Here is an 18,771-nt window from a genome sequence, read left to right as displayed (position 1 = left end):
TATGGATTGCCCAGCCTGGTGATTCTGCTCAAGCGCGTCGGGGCGCAGCATCGGTGCCACAGCGTGACAGCCTGTCAACGCACCGAGCGGAGCTACTCCCATGCCACAGCAACCCATCAAACTGTATCGCCACCCTCTCTCTGGCCACGCCCACCGTGTTGAGCTGTTGCTGTCCTTGCTCAAGGTGCCGACCGAGCTGGTGTTCGTCGACCTGGCCAAAGGTGCACACAAGCAACCCGAATTTCTCGCCCTCAACCCCTTCGGCCAAGTACCAGTGATTGATGACAACGGCACCGTGCTCGCCGACTCCAACGCCATTCTGGTGTACCTGGCCAAACAGTACGGCACCGGCAGTTGGCTGGCAGACGAGCCGGTCGCCGCCGCGCGGGTGCAACGCTGGTTGTCGGTCGCTGCTGGTCAAGTAGCCTACGGCCCGGCGGCGGCGCGCCTGATCACTGTGTTCGGCGCCTCGTTCAATGCCGAGGAAGTCATCAACCGCGCTCATTCGCTGTTGCAGATGATGGAAACCGAACTGAGCACCACGGCATTTCTTACCGGCAGCGAGCCGAGCATTGCCGACGTCGCCAACTACGCCTATATCGCCCATGCACCCGAAGGCAATGTGTCGCTGGCCGACTACCCTAATGTGCGCGCCTGGCTGGCTCGTATTGAAGCGTTGCCAGGCTTTGTGCCGATGCAAGCCACAGCCGCCGGCCTGCTGGCCAAGTAACTGCCCGCCGCCCGCTGCCGAGACCCTCGGCAGCCAGACAAGGAGTGCACGCCCATGGAAACTTTGCCCAAACACCGACGCTCGCCCTGGCATGCCGGGGAGCGCGCCATGCAGCAGAAGATCGGCGCCTCCGACCGCATGGAGGTGGCCGGGCAGAAGTTTATCCGCGACTACATGCCCGACCAGCACCGCGATTTTTACCGGCAACTGCCGTTTATGGTTGTCGGTGCCTTGGATGCTGAGGGGCGGCCGTGGGCGACCTTGCTCGAAGGCCCGGAAGGCTTTGCCGACTCACCGGGCCCAAAACAGCTGAACCTGGCCGTGGCCGTCGACCCGCAAGATCCGGCGGCGACCGGGCTGCAAGCGGGCCAGGCCATCGGCATGCTCGGCATCGAGCTGCACACGCGGCGACGCAACCGCATCAATGGCGTGATTACCGCGGCCTCGGCGCAGCAGTTGGACATTGCCGTGGAGCACGCTTTTGGCAACTGCCCGCAGTACATCCAGCAGCGCACCTATGAGCGGGTGGATAGCGCCACCACGGGCAAGCCACCACGCGAGGTAGCGAACGACCTGGACGCCGACGCCGTGGCCACGCTCACCAATGCCGACACGTTTTTTGTCGCCAGCTACGTGGTGCATGAAGACGGGCAGCGCTCGGTGGACGTCTCCCATCGCGGTGGGCGGCCGGGGTTTATCAAGGTGGAAGGCAACCGCCTGACCATCCCGGATTACGCCGGCAACCTGCACTTCAACACCCTGGGCAATTTGCACATCAACCCCAAGGCCGGGTTGTTGTTTGTCGACTTCAGCAGCGGCGATGTGTTGCAACTGACCGGCCGTACCGAACTGGTACTGCAGAGCCCGATGATTACCGCGTTCGAAGGTGCCGAGCGGCTGTGGACCTTCGATGTGGAGCAAGTGGTGCGCCGGCCTGCTGCGCTGTCCATTCGCTGGCAATTCCAGAGCTTTGCGCCCACCAGCCTGATGACTGGCACCTGGGCCGCTGCCGACCAGCGCCTGCAGCAAAACGAGCAGCGCAAGCAATGGCACCCGTGGCGGGTGGTGCGCGTGGAGCAGGAAAGCCACGACATTCGCTCGCTGTATATCGAAGCGCTGGATGGTGCGGCGGTCAGCTTTCTGCCGGGGCAGCATATTCCGGTGCGTTTGCAGGTGGGCAACGATGCGTTGGTGCGCACATACAGCGTGTCCAGCGCACCGTCCGATGGCCATCTGCGCATCAGCGTCAAGGCCCAGGGCCCGGCGTCACGGCATCTGCACGAAGCGCTCAAGGTGGGCGACACGTTGCATATCCGTCATCCGCTGGGCAGCTTCACCCTGAAGGACGACAGCGAAAGGCCGGTGGTGCTGGTGGCCGCCGGTGTCGGCGTTACGCCATTGCTATCGATGGCCCGCGAGCTAGTGGCGCAGATTGCCACGCAGCAGCGCCAGCAACCGGTGTACCTGTTTCAAGGTGGCAGAACCCTGCACGACCTTCCGTTTCGGCAAGAGCTGGAGCAATTAAAGCAGCGCGCCGGCGGGCTGTTGCAGGTCAAGCGGGCGCTGAGCAATCCGGGCGCCGAGGCGCAGTTAGGCGTGGATTTTGAAATTGCCGGGCGCCTGGCTGTGGTCCATCTCAAAGCCAACCTGCCGTTGGATGACTACGACTTCTACCTCTGCGGCCCGGCCAGTTTTACCCAGGATATTTACGACGGCCTGCGCCAACTGAATATTCCCGATGCGCGCTTGCATGCCGAAGCGTTCGGCCCGTCCACGCTGCGCCGTCAGGGCGATCAACAGCGCGCCACGCTGGTGCAGCCACCGCCGGCGACGGTGCCGGTGCCGGTGTACTTCGCCAACTCGGCCAAAGAAGCACGCTGGACCCCGCAAAGTGGCAGCTTGCTGGAACTGGCCGAAAGCCGTGGCCTGAACCCGGACTTCAGCTGCCGCGGCGGCTCGTGCGGCACCTGCCGCACCAAACGCATCAGCGGCCAGGTGCATTACCCCAATCCGCCGGCAGAACTGCCTGAGGACGACATGGTGCTGATCTGCTGCGCGGTGCCGGCAGATAGCGAAGGCGGTGTGCAACCGCTGGTGCTGGATCTTTAGCGAGGGATTACGTGATGAACCCATTTTCTGCTCATTCCACCCCGTGGCCTGACGCAATGGATGCCGCCCCCGACCTCGCGCAACCCTTCTGCGCCAGCGCCGAGCGCGAGTCGAGCTATATGCTGCCGCAACTGCTCTGGGCGCCTGAATGTGCCCAGGCAACGATGCCGACCGGCACCTGGCGGGAAACCTGGGCCCGTTTAAGGCCCGCGCTCGCGCGCCTTGGCGGCCACAACTGAATTCACTTTTTGCGCTTGGTTACAGGAGCCAAACCCATGTCGAGCACAGAAATCCGTCAACCCGTTCCACCGTTCACCCGCGAGACCGCCACACTGAAAGTGCGCCTGGCCGAAGACGGCTGGAACAGCCGCGATGCGGCCAAGGTGGCGCTGGCCTATACCGCCGATACCCGCTGGCGCAACCGCGTGGAGTTCGCCACCAGCCGCGCCGAGGCGCAGGCGTTTTTAAGCCGCAAATGGAACAAGGAGCTGGAGTACCGCCTGATCAAGGAGCTGTGGGCCTTCACCGAAAATCGCATCGCCGTACGCTATGCCTACGAATGGCACGACGACGCCGGCAACTGGTTTCGCTCCTACGGCAACGAGAACTGGGAGTTTGCTGAAAACGGCCTGATGGCCCATCGGTTTGCCTGCATCAATGACATGCCGATCACCGAAGCGGAGCGCAAATTTCGTTGGCCGCTGGGGCGCCGCCCCGATGACCATCCGGGGCTGTCAGAGCTGGGGCTTTAAGCGCAGGCGCTCGCCGCCTCGACGCGGTTGCGCCCGGCGGTCTTGCCGCGGTAAAGCGCGGCGTCGGCTTGCTGCATCGACTCATCCAGTGCGCGCGTACTGGTGAAGGCCTGCGATACGCCAATGGTGACGGTGCAGCGTATCGGCCGGCTGAGGCTGATACCCGGCACGTCGCTGTGTTCGATTGCCGCGCGCATCCGTTCGGCCAATTGCAGGGCGCCGGCCTGGTCAGAACCCAGGCACACCAAAGCAAACTCTTCGCCGCCCAGCCGGCAGGTCAGATCGCCCTGGCGAGCGGTGGTGCTGAGCACGTTGGCCACGTGGCCGAGCACCACATCGCCGACGGTGTGCCCGTAGGTATCGTTGATGCGTTTGAAGTAGTCGATATCGACAATCAGCAGGTAGGCCGGCTCGGCGTCGCGGGAGCGAAAGTGCGCGTTCAGCCCGTCGGTCAACCCGCGCCGGTTGAGCAAATGCGTAAGTGGGTCATGGGCCGCCATGCTGCGCAGTTCGTCGGTCAGGCGGCGCAACACCAGCCATACCGCGCAAGGCGGCAGAACGGTGGCCAGAAAGGACATGTAGATATAGAAGGTTCGCTGGAAGCTGGTGTTCAGGTCCAGCGCCTGCAAGCCACCTGTGAGAATCATCCAGCACTTGCCGGCGTTGAGGGCGCCGATGCCGCCGATCAACACGGCAACCACCACCATTTCAACGCGCAGGTCTTTGGCGACTGTGCCCCTGGCGTAGAGCACCGCCACGGTCATGGCCAGAAACAGCAGCGCACACGACGCGGCCAGCAGCGCATGGCGGGCCTCGCTGCCGAGCAGCCACTGCACCACCACCTGCAGCGTTGTGTAGCCGATTGCCAGCGCGAGTAGCGGGCGCCATACCGGGGTGGGGCGGTCAAAAAACCGCAGGGCGCCCAGCACATAGGCAACGGGTGCGCAGAGCGTCAGGGTGTGGTTGATGACACTGACCGCGCCCCAACTCGCCGGGCCATTCAGCAGTTGCAAGATGTAGGCAAGGCCCAGAAGCAGATTGCCGAGGGCAAAGACGTCCATGCCCAATTTCTTGCCGTTCAGGCGGGTGCTGATCAGCAGGAACATCACGCTGAAACACAGCAGGTGCACGCAGAGCATGCTGAGAATGACAGTGGTGACCATGGATTCGGGCAATGGAATAACAGCGATATGAGCCGATTGCAGCGGCGTGGCGAAAGCGTGTGCGTTCAGGGCGCTGGCGCTTCCAATGTTTTGAGCATGGCAATCTGGAATGACAAATCGTAGTCGTACACCGCGCACGATAGCAATCGGTCAGCGCAGCCCTTCCCCTGAGCGGGAAAGGGGTGAGGCAGGGTTTTTTAGATGCGTTGACCGACGTCGATGCGGTTGCCGTCGGGGTCTTCAAACACAAAGGCGCGTAAACCGTACTCCTGGTTTTTCAGGCCTTTGGTTACCCGTAGACCGTGCTGCACGCAGCGTGCGTACAGGCGGTCGACATCGTCCACCAGCAGGTGGGCGACGTTGAAGCTGGCGGCCTGGTGGGTGGGTTGCAGGCTCAGGTGCAGCTCGCCCTGGTCGCGCTTCAAAATCATGTAGCCCACCGGGTCGCCATTTTCGAAGGTCTTGGTGAAACCCAGCACCTGCGTATAAAAATCATGGGCCTTGGCCATGTTTTTAACCGGGAGTACGACTGCAATTCGTCCGAACTGGACGCCGTGATCAACGACTTCGCTCATCGCAAAACCTCAACGTGCAAGGTCACGGCCACTGCCCGGGCGGTGCCGATAGGTGATGTGCCTTGCGCTGTAAGAGTGGGCAGGGCGGTGCCTGCGGGGCAGAGGTTATTGGCCGGAGTAGCCCAAGTAAAGCGGCACAACGGTGTCGGCTGTTACGGGCCATGGTGAAGGACGCATGCCGCGAATCGGCGGCGTTGCGCAGTGATCGCCCGCGCTACGTGGCATGGCGCCCACCGCAGCGGCGCTGGCGCCCACGGGCCAACGGCCGCTGCCAAACCTGCTTGCCGGTGGCTCCGTTAGAGTTTGCGCTCTGTCTACTTCAGTTGGTTCTGTTGGGAGCGCGGCTGTTGACCAAGTCGCCGCGCTGGCCAATAATCAATTAACGCTTAACGTTAAGGATTAAAGTGTGATAGTGCATTTTGCGTGTAGGGACACACAAGCGTTGTTCGAAACGGGCGGTTCCAGGCGCTGGAACCACATTCTCAACGTAGCGACCCGCAAGCTCGCCATGGTGCATGCCGCGGTTGAACTTCGCGACTTGCGCGCGCCGCCGGGCAACATGCTGGAGGGTTTGTTGGGAAACAAAGCGGGGCAACACAGCATCCGCATCAATGCTCAGTTCCGCATTTGTTTTGTGTGGACAGAGGCCGGCCCCACCCATGTTGAAATTGTCGATTACCACTGAAGAGGTCAGCCATGCTCGTTAACGGAATGCCAGCAATTCACCCGGGCGAGATTCTGCGTGAAGAGTTCCTGGTGCCGCTCGGCATCACCCCCACAGCGCTGGCGCGTGCCTTGCGCGTTTCCACCCCTACCATCAACGACATCGTCCGTGAGCGCCGTGGCGTAACAGCCGATGTGGCGATTCGGCTGAGCCGCTATTTCGACACCACACCGCAGTTCTGGATGAACCTGCAAAGCGAGTACGCGCTGATAACCGCGTTGGCAGCGTATGGCGAAGCCATCGAGCAAGAAGTAGAGCCGCGTCTGGCTCAGGCCTGATGGCTTGCGCGCTGGCGCTTATTTGAGGTGAGCGGCAAACCCTGACTGGCCCTCGGCAATGCCGGGCCGCAAGGTGAGCGCGGGAATGTCGTAGTCACCGGCGTTCTGTCGGCGGTAGGGAATAGGCGTGGTGCTGTGCAGGGTGTCCAGGCGCTGGCCGAGTTCGTTGCAGGCGGCGGCGAAGGCCGCTTCATCGACGCGGCTGCTGCGGTACAGCACAAACGGCGGCAGCACCTCGAAGCCGGGGTAGAACAGCATGCCGTGATGGATGGGAAACAACAGGTCAGCGATCGGCCCGTTTACGCCACGCTCCTCGTAGTGCGAGGCCCAGCCACCGGTGGTAACCACCAGCATTGCGCGCTTTCCGGCCAGGTTGCCCTCGCCGTAGCGGTCGCCCCAGTGGGAGCTGGAGTGCTCGCCCACGCCATAACCGAAACCATAGGCATACACTCGTTCGAACCAGCCTTTGAGAATGGCCGGCATCGAAAACCACCACAGCGGAAACTGGAAAATCACCGTGTCGGCCCAGCGCAGTTTTTGCTGTTCGGCGGCGATGTCGGTCGCTTGGCGGCCGGCGGCGTAGGCGTGCTTGGAATCGAGTGAGGCGTTGAAGGGCGTGCCTGGCTGCCAGTCCAGGTTATCGCTGCCGTCGAGCGTGGCTTTCCACTGCATGGCGTACAGGTCGGACACCTGCACCTGGTGGCCGGCTTGTTCCAGATGGTTTACGGCGAAGTTTTTCAGCGAGCCATTGAGCGACGTCGGTTCGGGGTGGGCATACACATACAAGATATTCATGGGGCTACTCCTGGGCTATTGGCGGCCATGGTCAGCGTTTGCCAGGTATAGTTGAAATGAATATCTGATATTCCAGGTATAGCCATGAATAATCTGCGCCGAATCGACCTCAATCTGCTGCTGACCCTGGATGTGCTGCTGGCCGAGCACAACGTTACCCGGGCCGCGCAACGGCTGAATTTTTCTCAGCCCTCCATCAGCGTGCACCTGGCCAAGCTGCGCGAAATATTCGATGACCCGTTGCTGCTGCCGGGCCCGCGCGGCATGCGCCCTACGGCGCGGGCCGAGGCGTTGCGCGGGCCGCTGCGCGAGGCACTGACCGCGCTGGAGCAGGTGGTGGCGCCGAGCAGCCCGTTTGATCCGGCGGTGGCTGAGCACACCTGGCAGTTGGCGGTGTCCGACTACGGCGAACACACCATCGTGCAGCCCGCGCTGGGCAAGCTGCTGCTCAGCGCGCCAAACACGCGGCTGGCCCTGGTGGCCCTGGCGCCCGCGCGCATGGCCAAGCAACTGGAGCAGGGCGAGGTCGATCTTGCCTTCCACACACTTCACGACTCGCCGCCCAGCCTGCGCCATCGGCTGTTGTTCCAGGAACGCTATGTGTTGGCCGGCCGCCGCGACCATCCCAGGCTCAAGCGCCGGCCGAGCCTGGCGCAGTTCTGCACGCTCGACCATGTACTGGTGTCGCCGGTGGGCAGCGGGTTTGTCGGGGTGACCGACGAGGCACTGGCGCAGGTGGGACTGACTCGCAGGGTGGTGCTGTCGGTACCGCGCTTTCAATCGGTATTGGCGGTGCTGACCAGTACCGACCTGGTAGCCATGCTGCCGGAGCGGCTGGTGCGGGGAGACCCGGCATTGCGGCTGTACGAGCCGCCGGTGGCCGTGCCCGGGTTCGAAATGGCGATGCTCTGGCACGAGCGTTCACACCGCGACCCCGCGCACCAGTGGTTGCGCGAGCAGCTAATCAACTAGGTAAAGAGTGGCTGGCCAACCACCGAGGTTGGCCAGGTACGCCGCGCGCGTTTAGATAAACGCTTGCTTGGCGATGCCGCGCGGCAGGCGATTGCGCCCAGGCATTTGCTGCAGACGCTGTTGCCATTCGGCACGCGGCGACAGGGTAGGTGTGGCCTTGGCTTCTGCTTCGGCAGCAGCGGTTGCCTTGGCGGCTTTGGCGGCGGCGCGCAGTTCGGCCAGCGTTGGGGTTTTACGCACCGGCTCACTGGCTTCTTTTTCAACCGAGCGCAGGCACAGCTTGCATGAAACCTCTGCGACGTCTTGAGTGGTTTCCAGGCTCGCGCCTGTACGTCCGCAGGCAATCGTTTCCGGGGATGCGCTGTAGTGAATGACCAACGTGGTGTCTCCTGCATTTACGGGGCGGCGGATTTTACACAGTCAGTGGGCAAAGGGATAAATGCCCGCTGTAAAAACGCTGGCACGTACAAACCTCTGGAAGGTGACGATGCGCTCACGCTTAATAAGCACGGCGGCTGGAACGGCCAAGGGCTGGTCGTCGGCGAAGCGCGGCGTGATGGCGCATTGCCGTATTTTTGCTGGTAGGCTTCGGCCTATTCGCCTCTGCCTGAGTTGCATGGAAGCCGTCATGACCGCCCAATACATCGCCCCTTCGCCGGTCGTCAGTGCGGCCGATCTTGACCGCTCTGATATCGAGTTGTTGCACAGCATCAGCGTGGAGCTGATCGGCGAGCAGGACCTTGAGGCGCTCTACGGAAAAATCGTGGATGCCGCGGTGTCCATCACCGGCTCGCAATTCGGCACCATTCAGTTGTTATGTCCGCCGGATCACAGTGGCGGCCATGCCGGTGAGCTGCAACTGCTTAGCTCCCGTGGTTTGACCAAGGAGGATGTGGGCTTCTGGCAGTGGGTAGCCCCGGTCGCCTACAGCAGCTGCACCGAGGCGCTGAAGCGAGGGCAGCGCGCCATCATTCCCGACTTTGAGTTGTGGGCCGATATTGCCGGCACCGAAGATCTGCAAGCGTTTCGCCGCGCCGGCATCCGTTCGGCGCAAACCACCCCGCTGCGCTCTCGCAACGGCAACCTGCTGGGCATGATGTCCACCCATTGGAACCGGCCGCATCAACCCTCCGAGCGCGACCTGCGTTTGCTGGACATTCTCGCCCGCCAGGCCGCCGACCTGCTTGAACGCACCATGGCTGAAGAATCGTTGCGCCAGGCCGAGGCCGAACTGCGGCGGCTGAATGAAACCCTGGAACAACGCGTTGCCGAACGCACCGCGAAGCTCATGCAGGCTGAAGAAAAACTGCGCCAGTCGCAAAAAATGGAGGCAGTCGGCCAGCTTACGGGCGGTTTGGCGCATGACTTCAACAACTTGCTCGCCGGCATTTCCGGCGCCTTGGAGTTGATGAACAAACGCTTTGCCCAAGGGCGCCTGAGCGAAATCGACAAATACATGACCGCCGCCCAGGGCGCTGCCAAGCGCGCGGCAGCACTGACCCACCGCTTGCTGGCGTTCTCGCGGCGCCAGACTCTGGAGCCGCGGCCCACTAACGTCAACACCCTGATGTATGGCATGACTGAGCTGATCCAGCGCACGGTAGGCCCGGCCATCGTGGTTGAGACCGTCGGCGCCAACGATCTGTGGACTGCATTTGTTGATGTCAGCCAACTGGAAAATGCACTGCTCAATCTGTGCCTTAACGCCCGTGATGCCATGCCCGATGGCGGCCGCATTACCTTGGCCACCGAGAACCGCTGGCTGGATGCCGAGGCGGCGCGCACGCACGATGTTCCCCACGGGCAATACCTGCGACTGAGCGTCAGCGACACTGGCACGGGTATGCCGCCGGAGGTCATGGCGCACGTGTTTGAGCCGTTCTTTACCACCAAGCCTATTGGGCAAGGCACGGGGTTGGGGCTGTCGATGATCTACGGGTTTGCCCAGCAATCTGGCGGTCAGGTGCGTATCCGCTCAACCGAGAACCTGGGCACGACGGTAAGCCTCTATCTGCCCCGGCACGAGGGCGACGCGCCTGCCGAAGAACCTGCCGAGGATGCAACGGGCGCGGCGCTGGCGCAGCGTGGTGAAACCATCTTGCTGGTGGACGATGAGCCCACCGTGCGCATGCTGCTGGCCGATGTGCTGGGCGAATTGGGCTATCTGGTGATCGAGGCCGCCGACAGCGCGGCCGGGCTCAAGCTGCTGCGTTCGGACGTGCATATCGATCTGCTGATTACCGATGTCGGCCTGCCCGGCGGCATGAACGGCCGGCAGATGGCCGACGCCGGTCTGGCACTGCGGCCTGAGCTGAAAACCCTGTTTGTCACCGGTTATGCCGAAAATGCGGCGCTTGGCAGCGGGCAGTTGCAGGCTGGCATGCAGGTGCTGACCAAGCCCTTTGCGGTCGACGCCCTGGCCGGTCGCGTGCGCGAGCTGCTCGCTGGTTAACCGCCGTGTTTGGCCTGCTGCAAAACGCCGCGGTTTCTGCTCTTATTGCCGGCACAACAGGGCGCCTGGATGCGCCTATAAAATTGGCTCCGATGCACGAGTAAGCGGTCCTGAACAACCTTTCCCGAGAAGAACTTGAGGCCGAAGTCTTGCGCCTGCGTGCCGCATTGGAGCAAGCCGGCGGTGAGCCTGAGCCTGACGCCAGCATCGCCACGCGCACCGCACAAGCGGACTTGCGCCGCAGTGAAGAGCGCTTTCGCACCCTGCTGGAAACCAGCGAAGCCGCCTTTGCCATCGTGGAAGTGAAGTACGACGCCGACGACCGCCCGGTGGACTACCGCTTTCTCGAAGCCAACCTCGCGTTCGAGCGCCAGGCCGGGGTCAACCTGAAGGGCAAATGGGTCTCCAGCTTCGCCCCGGACCTGGAGCGCTTCTGGTTCGACACCTACGGCCATGTGGCCAAAACCGGGGAACCGGCCAACTTCGAAAGTTATGCCAAGGGTTTCGAGCGCTGGTTCGACGTGCGCGCCGTGCGCGTCGGTGAACCGGCCGAGCGACAAATCGCCATTCTGTTCAGTGACGTCACCGAGCGCAAAAACGCCGAAGCCCGTCTGCGCGTCAGCGAAGCCATTGCCCGGGAAAACGGCGAGCGCGTGCAGCTTGCCCTGGCGGCCGGGGCCATTATTGGCACCTGGCACTGGGACTTGCCCACCGACTGCTTTACCGTCGACGAAGCCTTCGCCCGCGCCTTTGGCCTGGACCCGGCGCTGGGCCGCAGTGGCCTGAGCCTGGAGCAGATCATCGCCACCGTGCACCCCGAGGACCGTGACGGCCTGACCGCTGCCATCGATGAAGTGGTCGCCCGTGGCGGTGCGTATGCCCACCAGTATCGGGTGCGGCGGGTGGACGGCAAGTACTACTGGATTGAAGCCAACGGGCGCGTGGAGCATGGCGCCGATGGCACGCCGCTGAGTTTTCCCGGCGTACTGATCGACGTGCAGGGGCGGCGTGCCGTCGAGGCTGAACGCGACCGCGCGATTACCGCCTTGCGCGCACTCACCGATACCCTGGAACAACGGGTTGCCGCGCGCACCAGCGAGCTGATGCAAGCCGAAGAAAAACTGCGGCAGTCGCAGAAAATGGAAGCGGTCGGCCAGCTCACCGGCGGCCTGGCCCACGACTTCAACAACCTGTTGGCAGGAATTTCCGGTGCGTTGGAATTGATGGGTACACGCCTCGCCCATGGGCGCACACAGGGCCTGGAAAAGTACATTGCCTCGGCCCAGGGCGCGGCCAAACGTGCGGCCGCGCTGACTCACCGTCTGCTGGCTTTCTCCCGGCGACAAACCCTCGACCCAAGGCCCACCGACGTCAATGCCTTGATGGCCGATATGAGCGAGCTCATCCAGCGCACCGTCGGCCCCGGCATTCTGCTACAGACCGTGGCCGCTGAAGGCTTGTGGCCGGTGCTGGTCGATGCCAGCCAACTGGAAAACGCCCTGCTCAACCTGTGCATCAACGCCCGTGACGCCATGCCCAATGGCGGCCAGATCACCCTGGAAACCGCCAACCGCTACTTGAACAGCGAAGCCGCTCGGGTGCTGCAAATACCCGAGGGCGACTACCTCTCGCTATCGGTTACCGACAACGGCGTTGGCATGAGCGCCGACATCATCGCCAAGGCCTTCGACCCGTTTTTCACCACCAAGCCGCTGGGCCAAGGCACTGGATTGGGCCTGTCGATGATTTACGGGTTTGCCCAGCAGTCCGGTGGGCAAGTGCGCATTCAATCGCAGGTGGGGCAGGGCAGTACCGTGTGTATTTACCTGCCGCGTTACCACGGCGTAGCAGCCGAGGAACAGAGCCACACCAGCACTGCGCCGGCCACCGTTACCGAAGCGGGCGGCACCGTTCTGATTGTCGATGATGAGCCGTCGGTGCGCCTGCTGCTGACCGACGTATTGGGTGAATTGGGTTACACCCTATTGGAAGCGGTCGACAGCATCTCTGGCCTGAACGCTCTGCGCTCGGACGTGCATATCGATGTGCTGATTACCGATGTGGGCCTACCCGGCGGCATGAACGGTCGGCAGATGGCAGATGCCGGCCGGGCACTTCGCCCGCAACTCAAAACCCTGTTTATTACAGGCTATGCCGAAGACGCCGCGTTCTGGCACGGGCGTCTGGAGCCAGGCATGCAAGTGCTGACCAAACCATTTGCGATGGACGCGCTGGTGGCAAGGGTGGCCGAGTTGATGGCCAGCTAAGCCCGCAACAGCATCGAGGCATTGCAATAATCCACAACCGAGGCTCCTTCCAATCATCTGCCCCGGTTGCAAATACCCGCCCATTTGATGAAAATGCGAATAATTGCTAAATACTAGCTGTGTGCATCCGCATGTCCGATCTGCGCCTCACCTCTCAAGACCCCTTCCATATCCTCTACGCGGAAAACCACCGCTGGCTGCAGGGTTGGTTGCTGCGTCGTCTGGGGTCACATGCCGATGCAGCCGACTTGGCGCAGGACACCTTCGTGCGCACCCTCAAGTCGCAACAAGCCGCTTTTATCGATGAGCCCCGCGCCTTCTTGTGCGTGGTGGCCAAACGCGTGCTTTGTTCCTTTTGGCGGCGCAGTGAACTGGAGCGCGCCTACCTCGACGCCATCGCCGGCATGCCCGAAGCAGTAGTGCCCTCGGAAGAAGAGTTCGCGTTGCTGCGCGAGGCCGTGGCGACCATCGACGCCATGCTCAATGACCTGCCCAACAACGTGCGCCACGCCTTTCTGCTTAACCGCCTGGAAGGCCTGACCCACCCGCAGATTGCCGAACAGTTGAATGTGTCACTGGCCACCGTCGAGCGCTGGATCAAGCGCGCGGTCACCCAGTGCTACCTGGCAAGCCTGTGATGACCGCCGAACACCCGAGCCTGACGCCCGCCGTCAAAGCCGCTATCGAGTGGCTGGTGTTTCTCGATTCCGGTCGCGCCACCGCCACCGACCAGCACCGCTTCAGTACCTGGCTGGCCGCCGACAACGATCATCGGCGCGCCTGGGAAACCGTGGCCGGTGCCGTGCGCACACCCTTTACGCAATTGGCCGATGCCCAGCGCCAGTTGCCCGGCAGCGTGCAGGCCACCACCCAGGTACTGCGCAGTTCGGGTATTTCCCAGGAACGCAGACGCTTGTTACGTGGCGGGGTGACGTTGGCGCTGCTGGCCGGTTTGCCTACCGTAATCACGCTGCAACGGCGCATGCCGCTCGACGGTCTGTTCTCCGATGTCTACAGCGGCACCGCCGAGCGCAAACAGGTGCAGTTGGCCGATGGCAGCTTGCTGACCCTGAATGCGCGCAGCACCGCCAATGTGCAGTTCAGCCGCGACAAGCGCCTGGTGGCGTTGTTGCAAGGCGAGTTGAGCATTCAGGCGGTAAGCGACACCCAGCGGCCGTTTGAAGTGGTTACTGCCCAGGGGCGCATCAGCACGTTGGCATCGCGCTTCGTGGTGCGCCAATTGCCCGAGCAAACCTTGGTGAGCGTGCAGGAAAACAGCGTGCAGGTATTCAGCCGCAGCGGGCAGCACGGTCAGGTCAACAGCGGCCAGACCTTGTTGTTCAGTAACACCCAACTGTTCTCTGCCACCGCCAGCCGCTCGCGTGATGACGCCTGGCTGGAAGGCCGTCTGGACGTCGACGATGAATCCCTCGGTGCCGTGGTCGATGCCTTGCGCCCATACCGCTACGGCCTGCTGCGGGTGTCGCCAGCGGCGGCCGGCCTGCGCGTGTTCGGGGTTTTTCCGCTGGACGACAGCGACCGCACCTTGCAATCCCTGGCCCAGGTATTGCCGATTACGGTCAAGCAATACGGCCCGGTCACGCTCATTGATCTGGCCTGACGAAAAATAATTGAAAACGCGTGAGGGGTTTTCCTCGCTCACGCGACATAGCAGGAAATCCTCCTTATCTCCTGCAAGGAAATACCCTCCCATGCGTTCTCATTCACCTCGCGCCCCGCGCCTGGCCATGGCGGTTGCCTTGGCATTTTCCGGCGGCTTGACCACCCTGAGCCCGATCAGCGCCCATGCCGAAGAAGCATTGCAGCGCTACGACCTCGCGGCCATGCCCCTGGAACAGGCCTTGCGGCAGATCGCCCGGCAGAGTGGCCGCAGCATCGTCGCTGACCCGGCGTTGGTGCACGGCCGCATGAGCGCTGCGGTGCAAGGTGAGTTCAGTGCCGAAGCAGCAGCGCAGCAAGCCTTGAGTGGCAGCGGCTTGTCGCTGCGGGTGACCGATAACGGCACCCTGACGCTGGAAAAAATCGAAGCCGCCGATGCGCTGAAACTCGGCGCCGTCAGCATCGAAGGCACCGCCCAGCAGAACGCCTTTGAACCGGTACCCGGCTATTTCGCCAGCAACGCCAGCAGCGCCACCAAAACCGACAAGCCGATTCTGGAAACCGCGCAAGCCATCAGCGTGGTCACCGCCGAGCAGATTGCCGACCGCAAGGTGGACCGCGTGGAAGACGCCGTGGCCTACACCTCCGGTGTGCGCGTGGGGGCTTCGGGCCTGGACCCGCGTTTCGACATGATCAGCATCCGTGGTTTTACCACCACCGAAAGCGCCGACTTTCTCGATGGCTTGCGCCAGCCCGGCAGCGGCTGGTTGTCGTTGCCCTCGGTGGAGGCCTATAGCCTGGAACGTATTGAAGTGCTCAAAGGCCCGGCATCGGTTCTCTACGGCCAGATCAGCCCCGGTGGCATGGTCAACCGGGTAAGCAAACGCCCGAGCCTGCTGGCCAAAAACGAAGTAGAAGTGCAAGTCGGCAACTACGACCACAAACAAGGCCAGTTCGATATTGGCGGCAAACTGGATGACGACGGCGACGTGCTGTTCCGCGCCGTGGGCCTGTACCGCGACGCCGAATACTCCATCGAGCAGATGGACAACAACGCCCGCCTGCTGGCGCCGTCGCTGAGTTGGCAGATTGATCCCGACACCAAGCTGACCCTGCTGGCGCAATACGAAGAACGCCAGACCGCCGGCTCGCCGATGCTGTACAGCGAGAACGGCCACCTGACCAATTTCTGGCCGGGTGATGAGAAATTCGACAAGCTGCAACAGCGTAAATCGACCTTTGGGTATGAGTTCGAGCACACGTTCAATGAGACCTTCAGCCTGCAACAGAACGTACGGTATTCGAAGCTGAATACCACCAACCAATACCTTGATTTTGTTGCCAACGCTGACGGTCACACCTTTGACCGCACGGCCTCCGGCAGCTACGAAGACATGACTTCGCTATCCACCGACACGCGCCTGCTGAGCCGCTTCTCCACCGGCGAACTGCAACACACGCTGGTTACCGGTGTGGACTACGCCTGGCTCGACACCTCGCTGCTCTACGCCTATGGCGATGCGCCGTCGATTGACCGGAATGCGCCGGACCATCACCAGTATGTGGCGCGCCCAACTACGGCGCTGGTCGACCGCGACGGCTTGGAGTTTCGCAGCGGCGTGTACGCCCAAGACCAGATCGAAATCGACCGCTGGCGCCTGTCCGCCGGTCTGCGCCACGACTGGGTGCACCAGCGCTCCAACGGTATGGAGTGGGGATCTCAAATCACCGAGACCCGAATCGATAATGAAAAAACCACCGGCTCGGTCGGTGTGCTTTACCTGTTCGATAACGGCGTGGCACCTTACGCCAGCTATGCCACTTCATTCCTTCCGCAGAGCGGTGGTCCGGCCGGTGGCGGTACGTTCAAGCCCACTGAAGGTAAACAGTACGAAATCGGCCTCAAGTACCAACCGCCGGGCACCAATACCATGCTGACTGGCTCGCTCTTTCATCTCACGCAAACCAATGTGTTGACCCAAGACCCGGCGAACATCAATTTCCAGGTGCAGAAGGGCGAGCAGGTCAACAAAGGCCTCGAGCTGGAAGCCGTGTCCGATCTGACCGACCGCTTGAGCATGACCGCCAGCTACAGCTTCACCGACGCCGAGATCACCAAAGACACCGAGTTCAAGGGCAAAAAACCGGTCAACGTGCCGCGTAATCTTGCTTCGCTGTGGCTGGACTACAACCTGCCCATGGGCTTGGGTTTCGGAGCGGGCGCGCGCTACACCGGCAGCACTTACGCCGACGGGAACAACACTGAAAAGAACGAGGACTACACCTTGTTCGACGCCGGTGTGCACTACGACTTCGGCGCGAACCTGGACGGCGTACGCCTGGCCTTCAACGCCCGCAACCTCACCGACCGCCGCTATGTGACATGCGAAAGTGGCTACTGCTACCGAGGCGAAGCCCGCAGTGTCGTCACCAGCCTGAGCTACAGCTGGTGATCGCCGTAAGCTGGCTGCGTAGCGCCGCCATCGCCTTGGGCCTGCTGGCACTCGGCACCGCTCAGGCCGAACCGGTAACCCTGGACGGCACCGAGCAGTGGTCGATGAAAAGTGCCGAGGGGCGCGACTACCGCATCATGATCAGCCTGCCCGAGGGCGATGTGCCCTACACCGGCGGTTATCCGGTGGTGTACGTGGTCGATGGCAATGCGCTGTTCCCGGCGTTGCACGCCGCCAAGCGCGCTCAGGAGGCGTTCAAGGGTTCGATTGTGGTTGCTATCGGCTATCCCAGTGACACGCCGTACGACTTCAACCGCCGCGCCTTCGACCTCTCGCCGCCGCAACCGGCCGAGCGCAACGACCCACCGCAAGGCGGTCAGGACCTATTTCTCGACTTTATCGAAAAACGCCTGATGCCCAAGGTGAGTGAACGCTTCAAGGTCGACCAGGACCAGCGCAGCCTGGTGGGCTGGTCGTTCGGTGGCATGTTCGGCATTTACGCGCTGTATACGCGGCCGACCCTGTTCCAGCACATCTACGCCGTGAGCCCGAGTTTGTGGTGGCGCGACCGTTTCCTGCTGGGGCCCGAGCGCACGTTCACCCAGCAAGCGCACGCTGGGAAAATCGACCTCACCCACAGCAGCCTGACCTTGCTGATGGCCGAACGTGATATGCCACAGGAAATCCAGGACGCCCGCTCCTTGCAGATTCGCCTGGAAAACCTCTCCCAGTACGGCCTGCGTAGCGACTTCAAGATCGAGGCGGGGGAGGACCATATGTCCATCCCGTTCCGGATTCCAAACCAGGTGCTGGGGGAGTTGTTGAGTACGCGGCGGTATTGAGCGAGCCCAAGCGTGCGACGTCGGCCTCACCATTCTGGATCCCAGCCTGCGCTGGGATGACGCAGAGGTTTAGTTCATAACACCGTCATTCCCGCGCAGGCGGGAATCCAGAATTTTGCTGATGGCGGGTCACAACGCCTCTCGCAGAGCGGTAAACGTGGGGGTGTTAAAGCCACGGCGCCAGACGAGCCAGGTGTCTACCGGCATGACCGGGTGGGTGTGTATGGCGGGCGGGTCGCGCAGCAGTTCCAGCACGCTGCGCGGCATCAGGCTGACGCAACTGCCAGCCGCCACGCAGGCAAGCATGGCGTGGTAGGAGCCCACTTCCTGAATGCTCAGGCCGGCGTTAGCCAGCCAGTCTTCAGCAATAGAGCGGTAGCTGCAGCCTGGCCGAAACGCGGCGAGCGAACGTACCGCCACGTCACGGGGACGCTTGATGGGAGGGTGGGAGACAGGCAGCAGTAACAGCAGCTCTTCCTTGAACACCGGTTCGCCCATCAGGCCGAGTGCCTCGAGGTCTTCGGCGCCCAGGCTGTCGTCAATACCGGGCAGGGCGACCAGCGCGCAGTCCAGCAGGCCATTGCATACCGCATCCAGCAGCGGCCGCGACGGGCCGGTGGTAATGCGCAGCTGCACGTCGGGATAGCGGTTGTGGAACTGTGCCAACGGCGCGGGCAGGCGGCTGGCGGCGGTGCTTTCCATACTGCCTAGGCGCAGTACGCCATGAGGCGTTTGCGGGCGCAGCATCTGCCGCGCCTCTTCGGCCAGGGCCAGCAGGCGGTTGGCATAATCGAGAAAACGCTCGCCCTCGGCCGACAAACTCAAGCGTTTGCCTTCACGCGCAAACAGCGCCACGCCGAGTTGCTCTTCGAGCTGCTGAATACGCGTGGTGACATTCGACTGCACCCGCCCCAGTTGTTTGGCGGCGCGGGTAATGCTGAGCTCGGCCGCCACGGCGCAGAAGATTTCCAGGGATTGATGATCCACTTTGCAAATCTCTTTTAGAGAACATAAAGTAAATACTATTCTGTAAATAAGA

The 18,771-nt window shown here is 62.4% G+C and carries 19 protein-coding genes; 14 read left to right on the top strand and 5 right to left on the bottom strand.

The annotated features are described in order from the left end of the window. Positions 1-100 precede the first annotated feature (100 nt). Genes PKE98_RS16365 through PKE98_RS16350 form a run of 4 tightly spaced genes read left to right on the top strand, consistent with a single transcriptional unit; the run spans position 101 to position 3,591 of the window. Complete coding sequence (locus PKE98_RS16365) at positions 101-730, top strand: glutathione S-transferase family protein (protein ID WP_271196383.1); 630 nt, start codon at positions 101-103, stop codon at positions 728-730. Between the two features lie 54 nt (positions 731-784). Then, positions 785-2,839, top strand: coding sequence for a pyridoxamine 5'-phosphate oxidase family protein (locus PKE98_RS16360; RefSeq protein WP_271196381.1), 2,055 nt, complete (start codon positions 785-787; stop codon positions 2,837-2,839). A 14-nt stretch (positions 2,840-2,853) separates the two neighbouring features. After that, positions 2,854-3,078, top strand: coding sequence for a hypothetical protein (locus tag PKE98_RS16355; RefSeq protein ID WP_271196379.1), 225 nt, complete (start codon positions 2,854-2,856; stop codon positions 3,076-3,078). A 36-nt stretch (positions 3,079-3,114) separates the two neighbouring features. Continuing rightward, positions 3,115-3,591, top strand: a complete 477-nt coding sequence (locus tag PKE98_RS16350) for a nuclear transport factor 2 family protein (RefSeq protein WP_271196377.1) — start codon at positions 3,115-3,117, stop codon at positions 3,589-3,591. Here PKE98_RS16350 and PKE98_RS16345 read toward each other — a convergent pair. Together PKE98_RS16345 and PKE98_RS16340 are read right to left on the bottom strand one after the other, a co-directional pair. Beyond that, the gene (locus PKE98_RS16345) at positions 3,588-4,754 is read right to left on the bottom strand and encodes a GGDEF domain-containing protein (protein WP_271196376.1); all 1,167 of its coding nucleotides are present in this window, start codon (positions 4,752-4,754) and stop codon (positions 3,588-3,590) included. The two genes, PKE98_RS16350 and PKE98_RS16345, sit on opposite strands and share 4 nt — an antisense overlap. A gap of 197 nt (positions 4,755-4,951) precedes the next feature. Then, a complete protein-coding gene (locus PKE98_RS16340) occupies positions 4,952-5,329 on the bottom strand; it encodes a VOC family protein (RefSeq protein WP_271196374.1) in 378 nt (125 codons plus the stop codon). Positions 5,330-5,735: 406 nt separating this feature from the next. Between PKE98_RS16340 and PKE98_RS16335 the strand changes: the two genes are divergently transcribed. After that, complete coding sequence (locus PKE98_RS16335) at positions 5,736-6,014, top strand: type II toxin-antitoxin system RelE/ParE family toxin (RefSeq protein WP_271196372.1); 279 nt, start codon at positions 5,736-5,738, stop codon at positions 6,012-6,014. Between the two features lie 11 nt (positions 6,015-6,025). After that, the gene (locus PKE98_RS16330) at positions 6,026-6,331 is read left to right on the top strand and encodes a HigA family addiction module antitoxin (RefSeq protein WP_271196370.1); all 306 of its coding nucleotides are present in this window, start codon (positions 6,026-6,028) and stop codon (positions 6,329-6,331) included. An 18-nt stretch (positions 6,332-6,349) separates the two neighbouring features. Here the strand turns inward: PKE98_RS16330 and PKE98_RS16325 are convergent, their stop codons facing one another. Beyond that, the gene (locus PKE98_RS16325; protein ID WP_271196369.1) at positions 6,350-7,126 is read right to left on the bottom strand and encodes an NAD(P)H-dependent oxidoreductase; all 777 of its coding nucleotides are present in this window, start codon (positions 7,124-7,126) and stop codon (positions 6,350-6,352) included. An 84-nt stretch (positions 7,127-7,210) separates the two neighbouring features. On the opposite strand from PKE98_RS16325, the gene PKE98_RS16320 reads away from it, so the two are divergent. After that, positions 7,211-8,098, top strand: coding sequence for a LysR family transcriptional regulator (locus PKE98_RS16320; protein ID WP_271196368.1), 888 nt, complete (start codon positions 7,211-7,213; stop codon positions 8,096-8,098). A 51-nt stretch (positions 8,099-8,149) separates the two neighbouring features. Here PKE98_RS16320 and PKE98_RS16315 read toward each other — a convergent pair whose 3' ends face one another. Then, complete coding sequence (locus PKE98_RS16315) at positions 8,150-8,476, bottom strand: hypothetical protein (RefSeq protein WP_271196367.1); 327 nt, start codon at positions 8,474-8,476, stop codon at positions 8,150-8,152. Between PKE98_RS16315 and PKE98_RS16310 the strand changes: the two genes are divergently transcribed. The 7 genes from PKE98_RS16310 (at position 8,465) to PKE98_RS16275 (ending at position 17,732) form a co-directional block, all read left to right on the top strand. After that, positions 8,465-8,683, top strand: a complete 219-nt coding sequence (locus tag PKE98_RS16310) for a hypothetical protein (RefSeq protein ID WP_271196366.1) — start codon at positions 8,465-8,467, stop codon at positions 8,681-8,683. The two genes, PKE98_RS16315 and PKE98_RS16310, sit on opposite strands and share 12 nt — an antisense overlap. 43 nt (positions 8,684-8,726) lie before the next feature. Next, positions 8,727-10,550, top strand: a complete 1,824-nt coding sequence (locus tag PKE98_RS16300) for an ATP-binding protein (protein ID WP_309298759.1) — start codon at positions 8,727-8,729, stop codon at positions 10,548-10,550. A 110-nt stretch (positions 10,551-10,660) separates the two neighbouring features. Beyond that, positions 10,661-12,817: an ATP-binding protein gene (locus PKE98_RS16295; RefSeq protein WP_373877877.1), complete on the top strand. Its 2,157-nt coding sequence runs from the start codon at positions 10,661-10,663 to the stop codon at positions 12,815-12,817. Between the two features lie 131 nt (positions 12,818-12,948). Beyond that, positions 12,949-13,455 carry a sigma-70 family RNA polymerase sigma factor gene (locus PKE98_RS16290; protein WP_271196365.1) on the top strand — a complete coding sequence of 169 codons (507 nt, stop codon included), beginning with the start codon at positions 12,949-12,951 and terminating at the stop codon, positions 13,453-13,455. Beyond that, positions 13,455-14,438: a FecR domain-containing protein gene (locus tag PKE98_RS16285; protein WP_271196364.1), complete on the top strand. Its 984-nt coding sequence runs from the start codon at positions 13,455-13,457 to the stop codon at positions 14,436-14,438. Before PKE98_RS16290 ends, PKE98_RS16285 begins: the two co-directional genes overlap by 1 nt. 91 nt (positions 14,439-14,529) lie before the next feature. After that, entirely contained in the window at positions 14,530-16,890 is a 2,361-nt protein-coding gene (locus PKE98_RS16280) for a TonB-dependent siderophore receptor (protein ID WP_271196363.1), read from the top strand. Next, entirely contained in the window at positions 16,887-17,732 is an 846-nt protein-coding gene (locus PKE98_RS16275; protein WP_271196362.1) for an alpha/beta hydrolase, read from the top strand. Before PKE98_RS16280 ends, PKE98_RS16275 begins: the two co-directional genes overlap by 4 nt. Positions 17,733-17,861: 129 nt before the next feature. Here PKE98_RS16275 and PKE98_RS16270 read toward each other — a convergent pair whose 3' ends face one another. Next, complete coding sequence (locus tag PKE98_RS16270; RefSeq protein ID WP_271196361.1) at positions 17,862-18,719, bottom strand: LysR family transcriptional regulator; 858 nt, start codon at positions 18,717-18,719, stop codon at positions 17,862-17,864. Positions 18,720-18,771 lie beyond the last annotated feature (52 nt).

Origin of the sequence: Pseudomonas turukhanskensis (genome assembly GCF_027922365.1) — a bacterium.
Taxonomy (GTDB): Bacteria; Pseudomonadota; Gammaproteobacteria; order Pseudomonadales; family Pseudomonadaceae; genus Aquipseudomonas; species Aquipseudomonas turukhanskensis.
This window is presented reverse-complemented; position numbering and strand designations above follow the sequence as displayed.

Coding starts and splice junctions, on each gene's coding strand:
- PKE98_RS16365 (WP_271196383.1), top strand. CDS start 101: ATGCCACAGCAACCCATCAAACTGTATCGCCACCCTCTCTCTGGCCAC.
- PKE98_RS16360 (WP_271196381.1), top strand. CDS start 785: ATGGAAACTTTGCCCAAACACCGACGCTCGCCCTGGCATGCCGGGGAG.
- PKE98_RS16355 (WP_271196379.1), top strand. CDS start 2,854: ATGAACCCATTTTCTGCTCATTCCACCCCGTGGCCTGACGCAATGGAT.
- PKE98_RS16350 (WP_271196377.1), top strand. CDS start 3,115: ATGTCGAGCACAGAAATCCGTCAACCCGTTCCACCGTTCACCCGCGAG.
- PKE98_RS16345 (WP_271196376.1), bottom strand. CDS start 4,754: ATGGTCACCACTGTCATTCTCAGCATGCTCTGCGTGCACCTGCTGTGT.
- PKE98_RS16340 (WP_271196374.1), bottom strand. CDS start 5,329: ATGAGCGAAGTCGTTGATCACGGCGTCCAGTTCGGACGAATTGCAGTC.
- PKE98_RS16330 (WP_271196370.1), top strand. CDS start 6,026: ATGCTCGTTAACGGAATGCCAGCAATTCACCCGGGCGAGATTCTGCGT.
- PKE98_RS16325 (WP_271196369.1), bottom strand. CDS start 7,126: ATGAATATCTTGTATGTGTATGCCCACCCCGAACCGACGTCGCTCAAT.
- PKE98_RS16320 (WP_271196368.1), top strand. CDS start 7,211: ATGAATAATCTGCGCCGAATCGACCTCAATCTGCTGCTGACCCTGGAT.
- PKE98_RS16300 (WP_309298759.1), top strand. CDS start 8,727: ATGACCGCCCAATACATCGCCCCTTCGCCGGTCGTCAGTGCGGCCGAT.
- PKE98_RS16290 (WP_271196365.1), top strand. CDS start 12,949: ATGTCCGATCTGCGCCTCACCTCTCAAGACCCCTTCCATATCCTCTAC.
- PKE98_RS16285 (WP_271196364.1), top strand. CDS start 13,455: ATGACCGCCGAACACCCGAGCCTGACGCCCGCCGTCAAAGCCGCTATC.
- PKE98_RS16280 (WP_271196363.1), top strand. CDS start 14,530: ATGCGTTCTCATTCACCTCGCGCCCCGCGCCTGGCCATGGCGGTTGCC.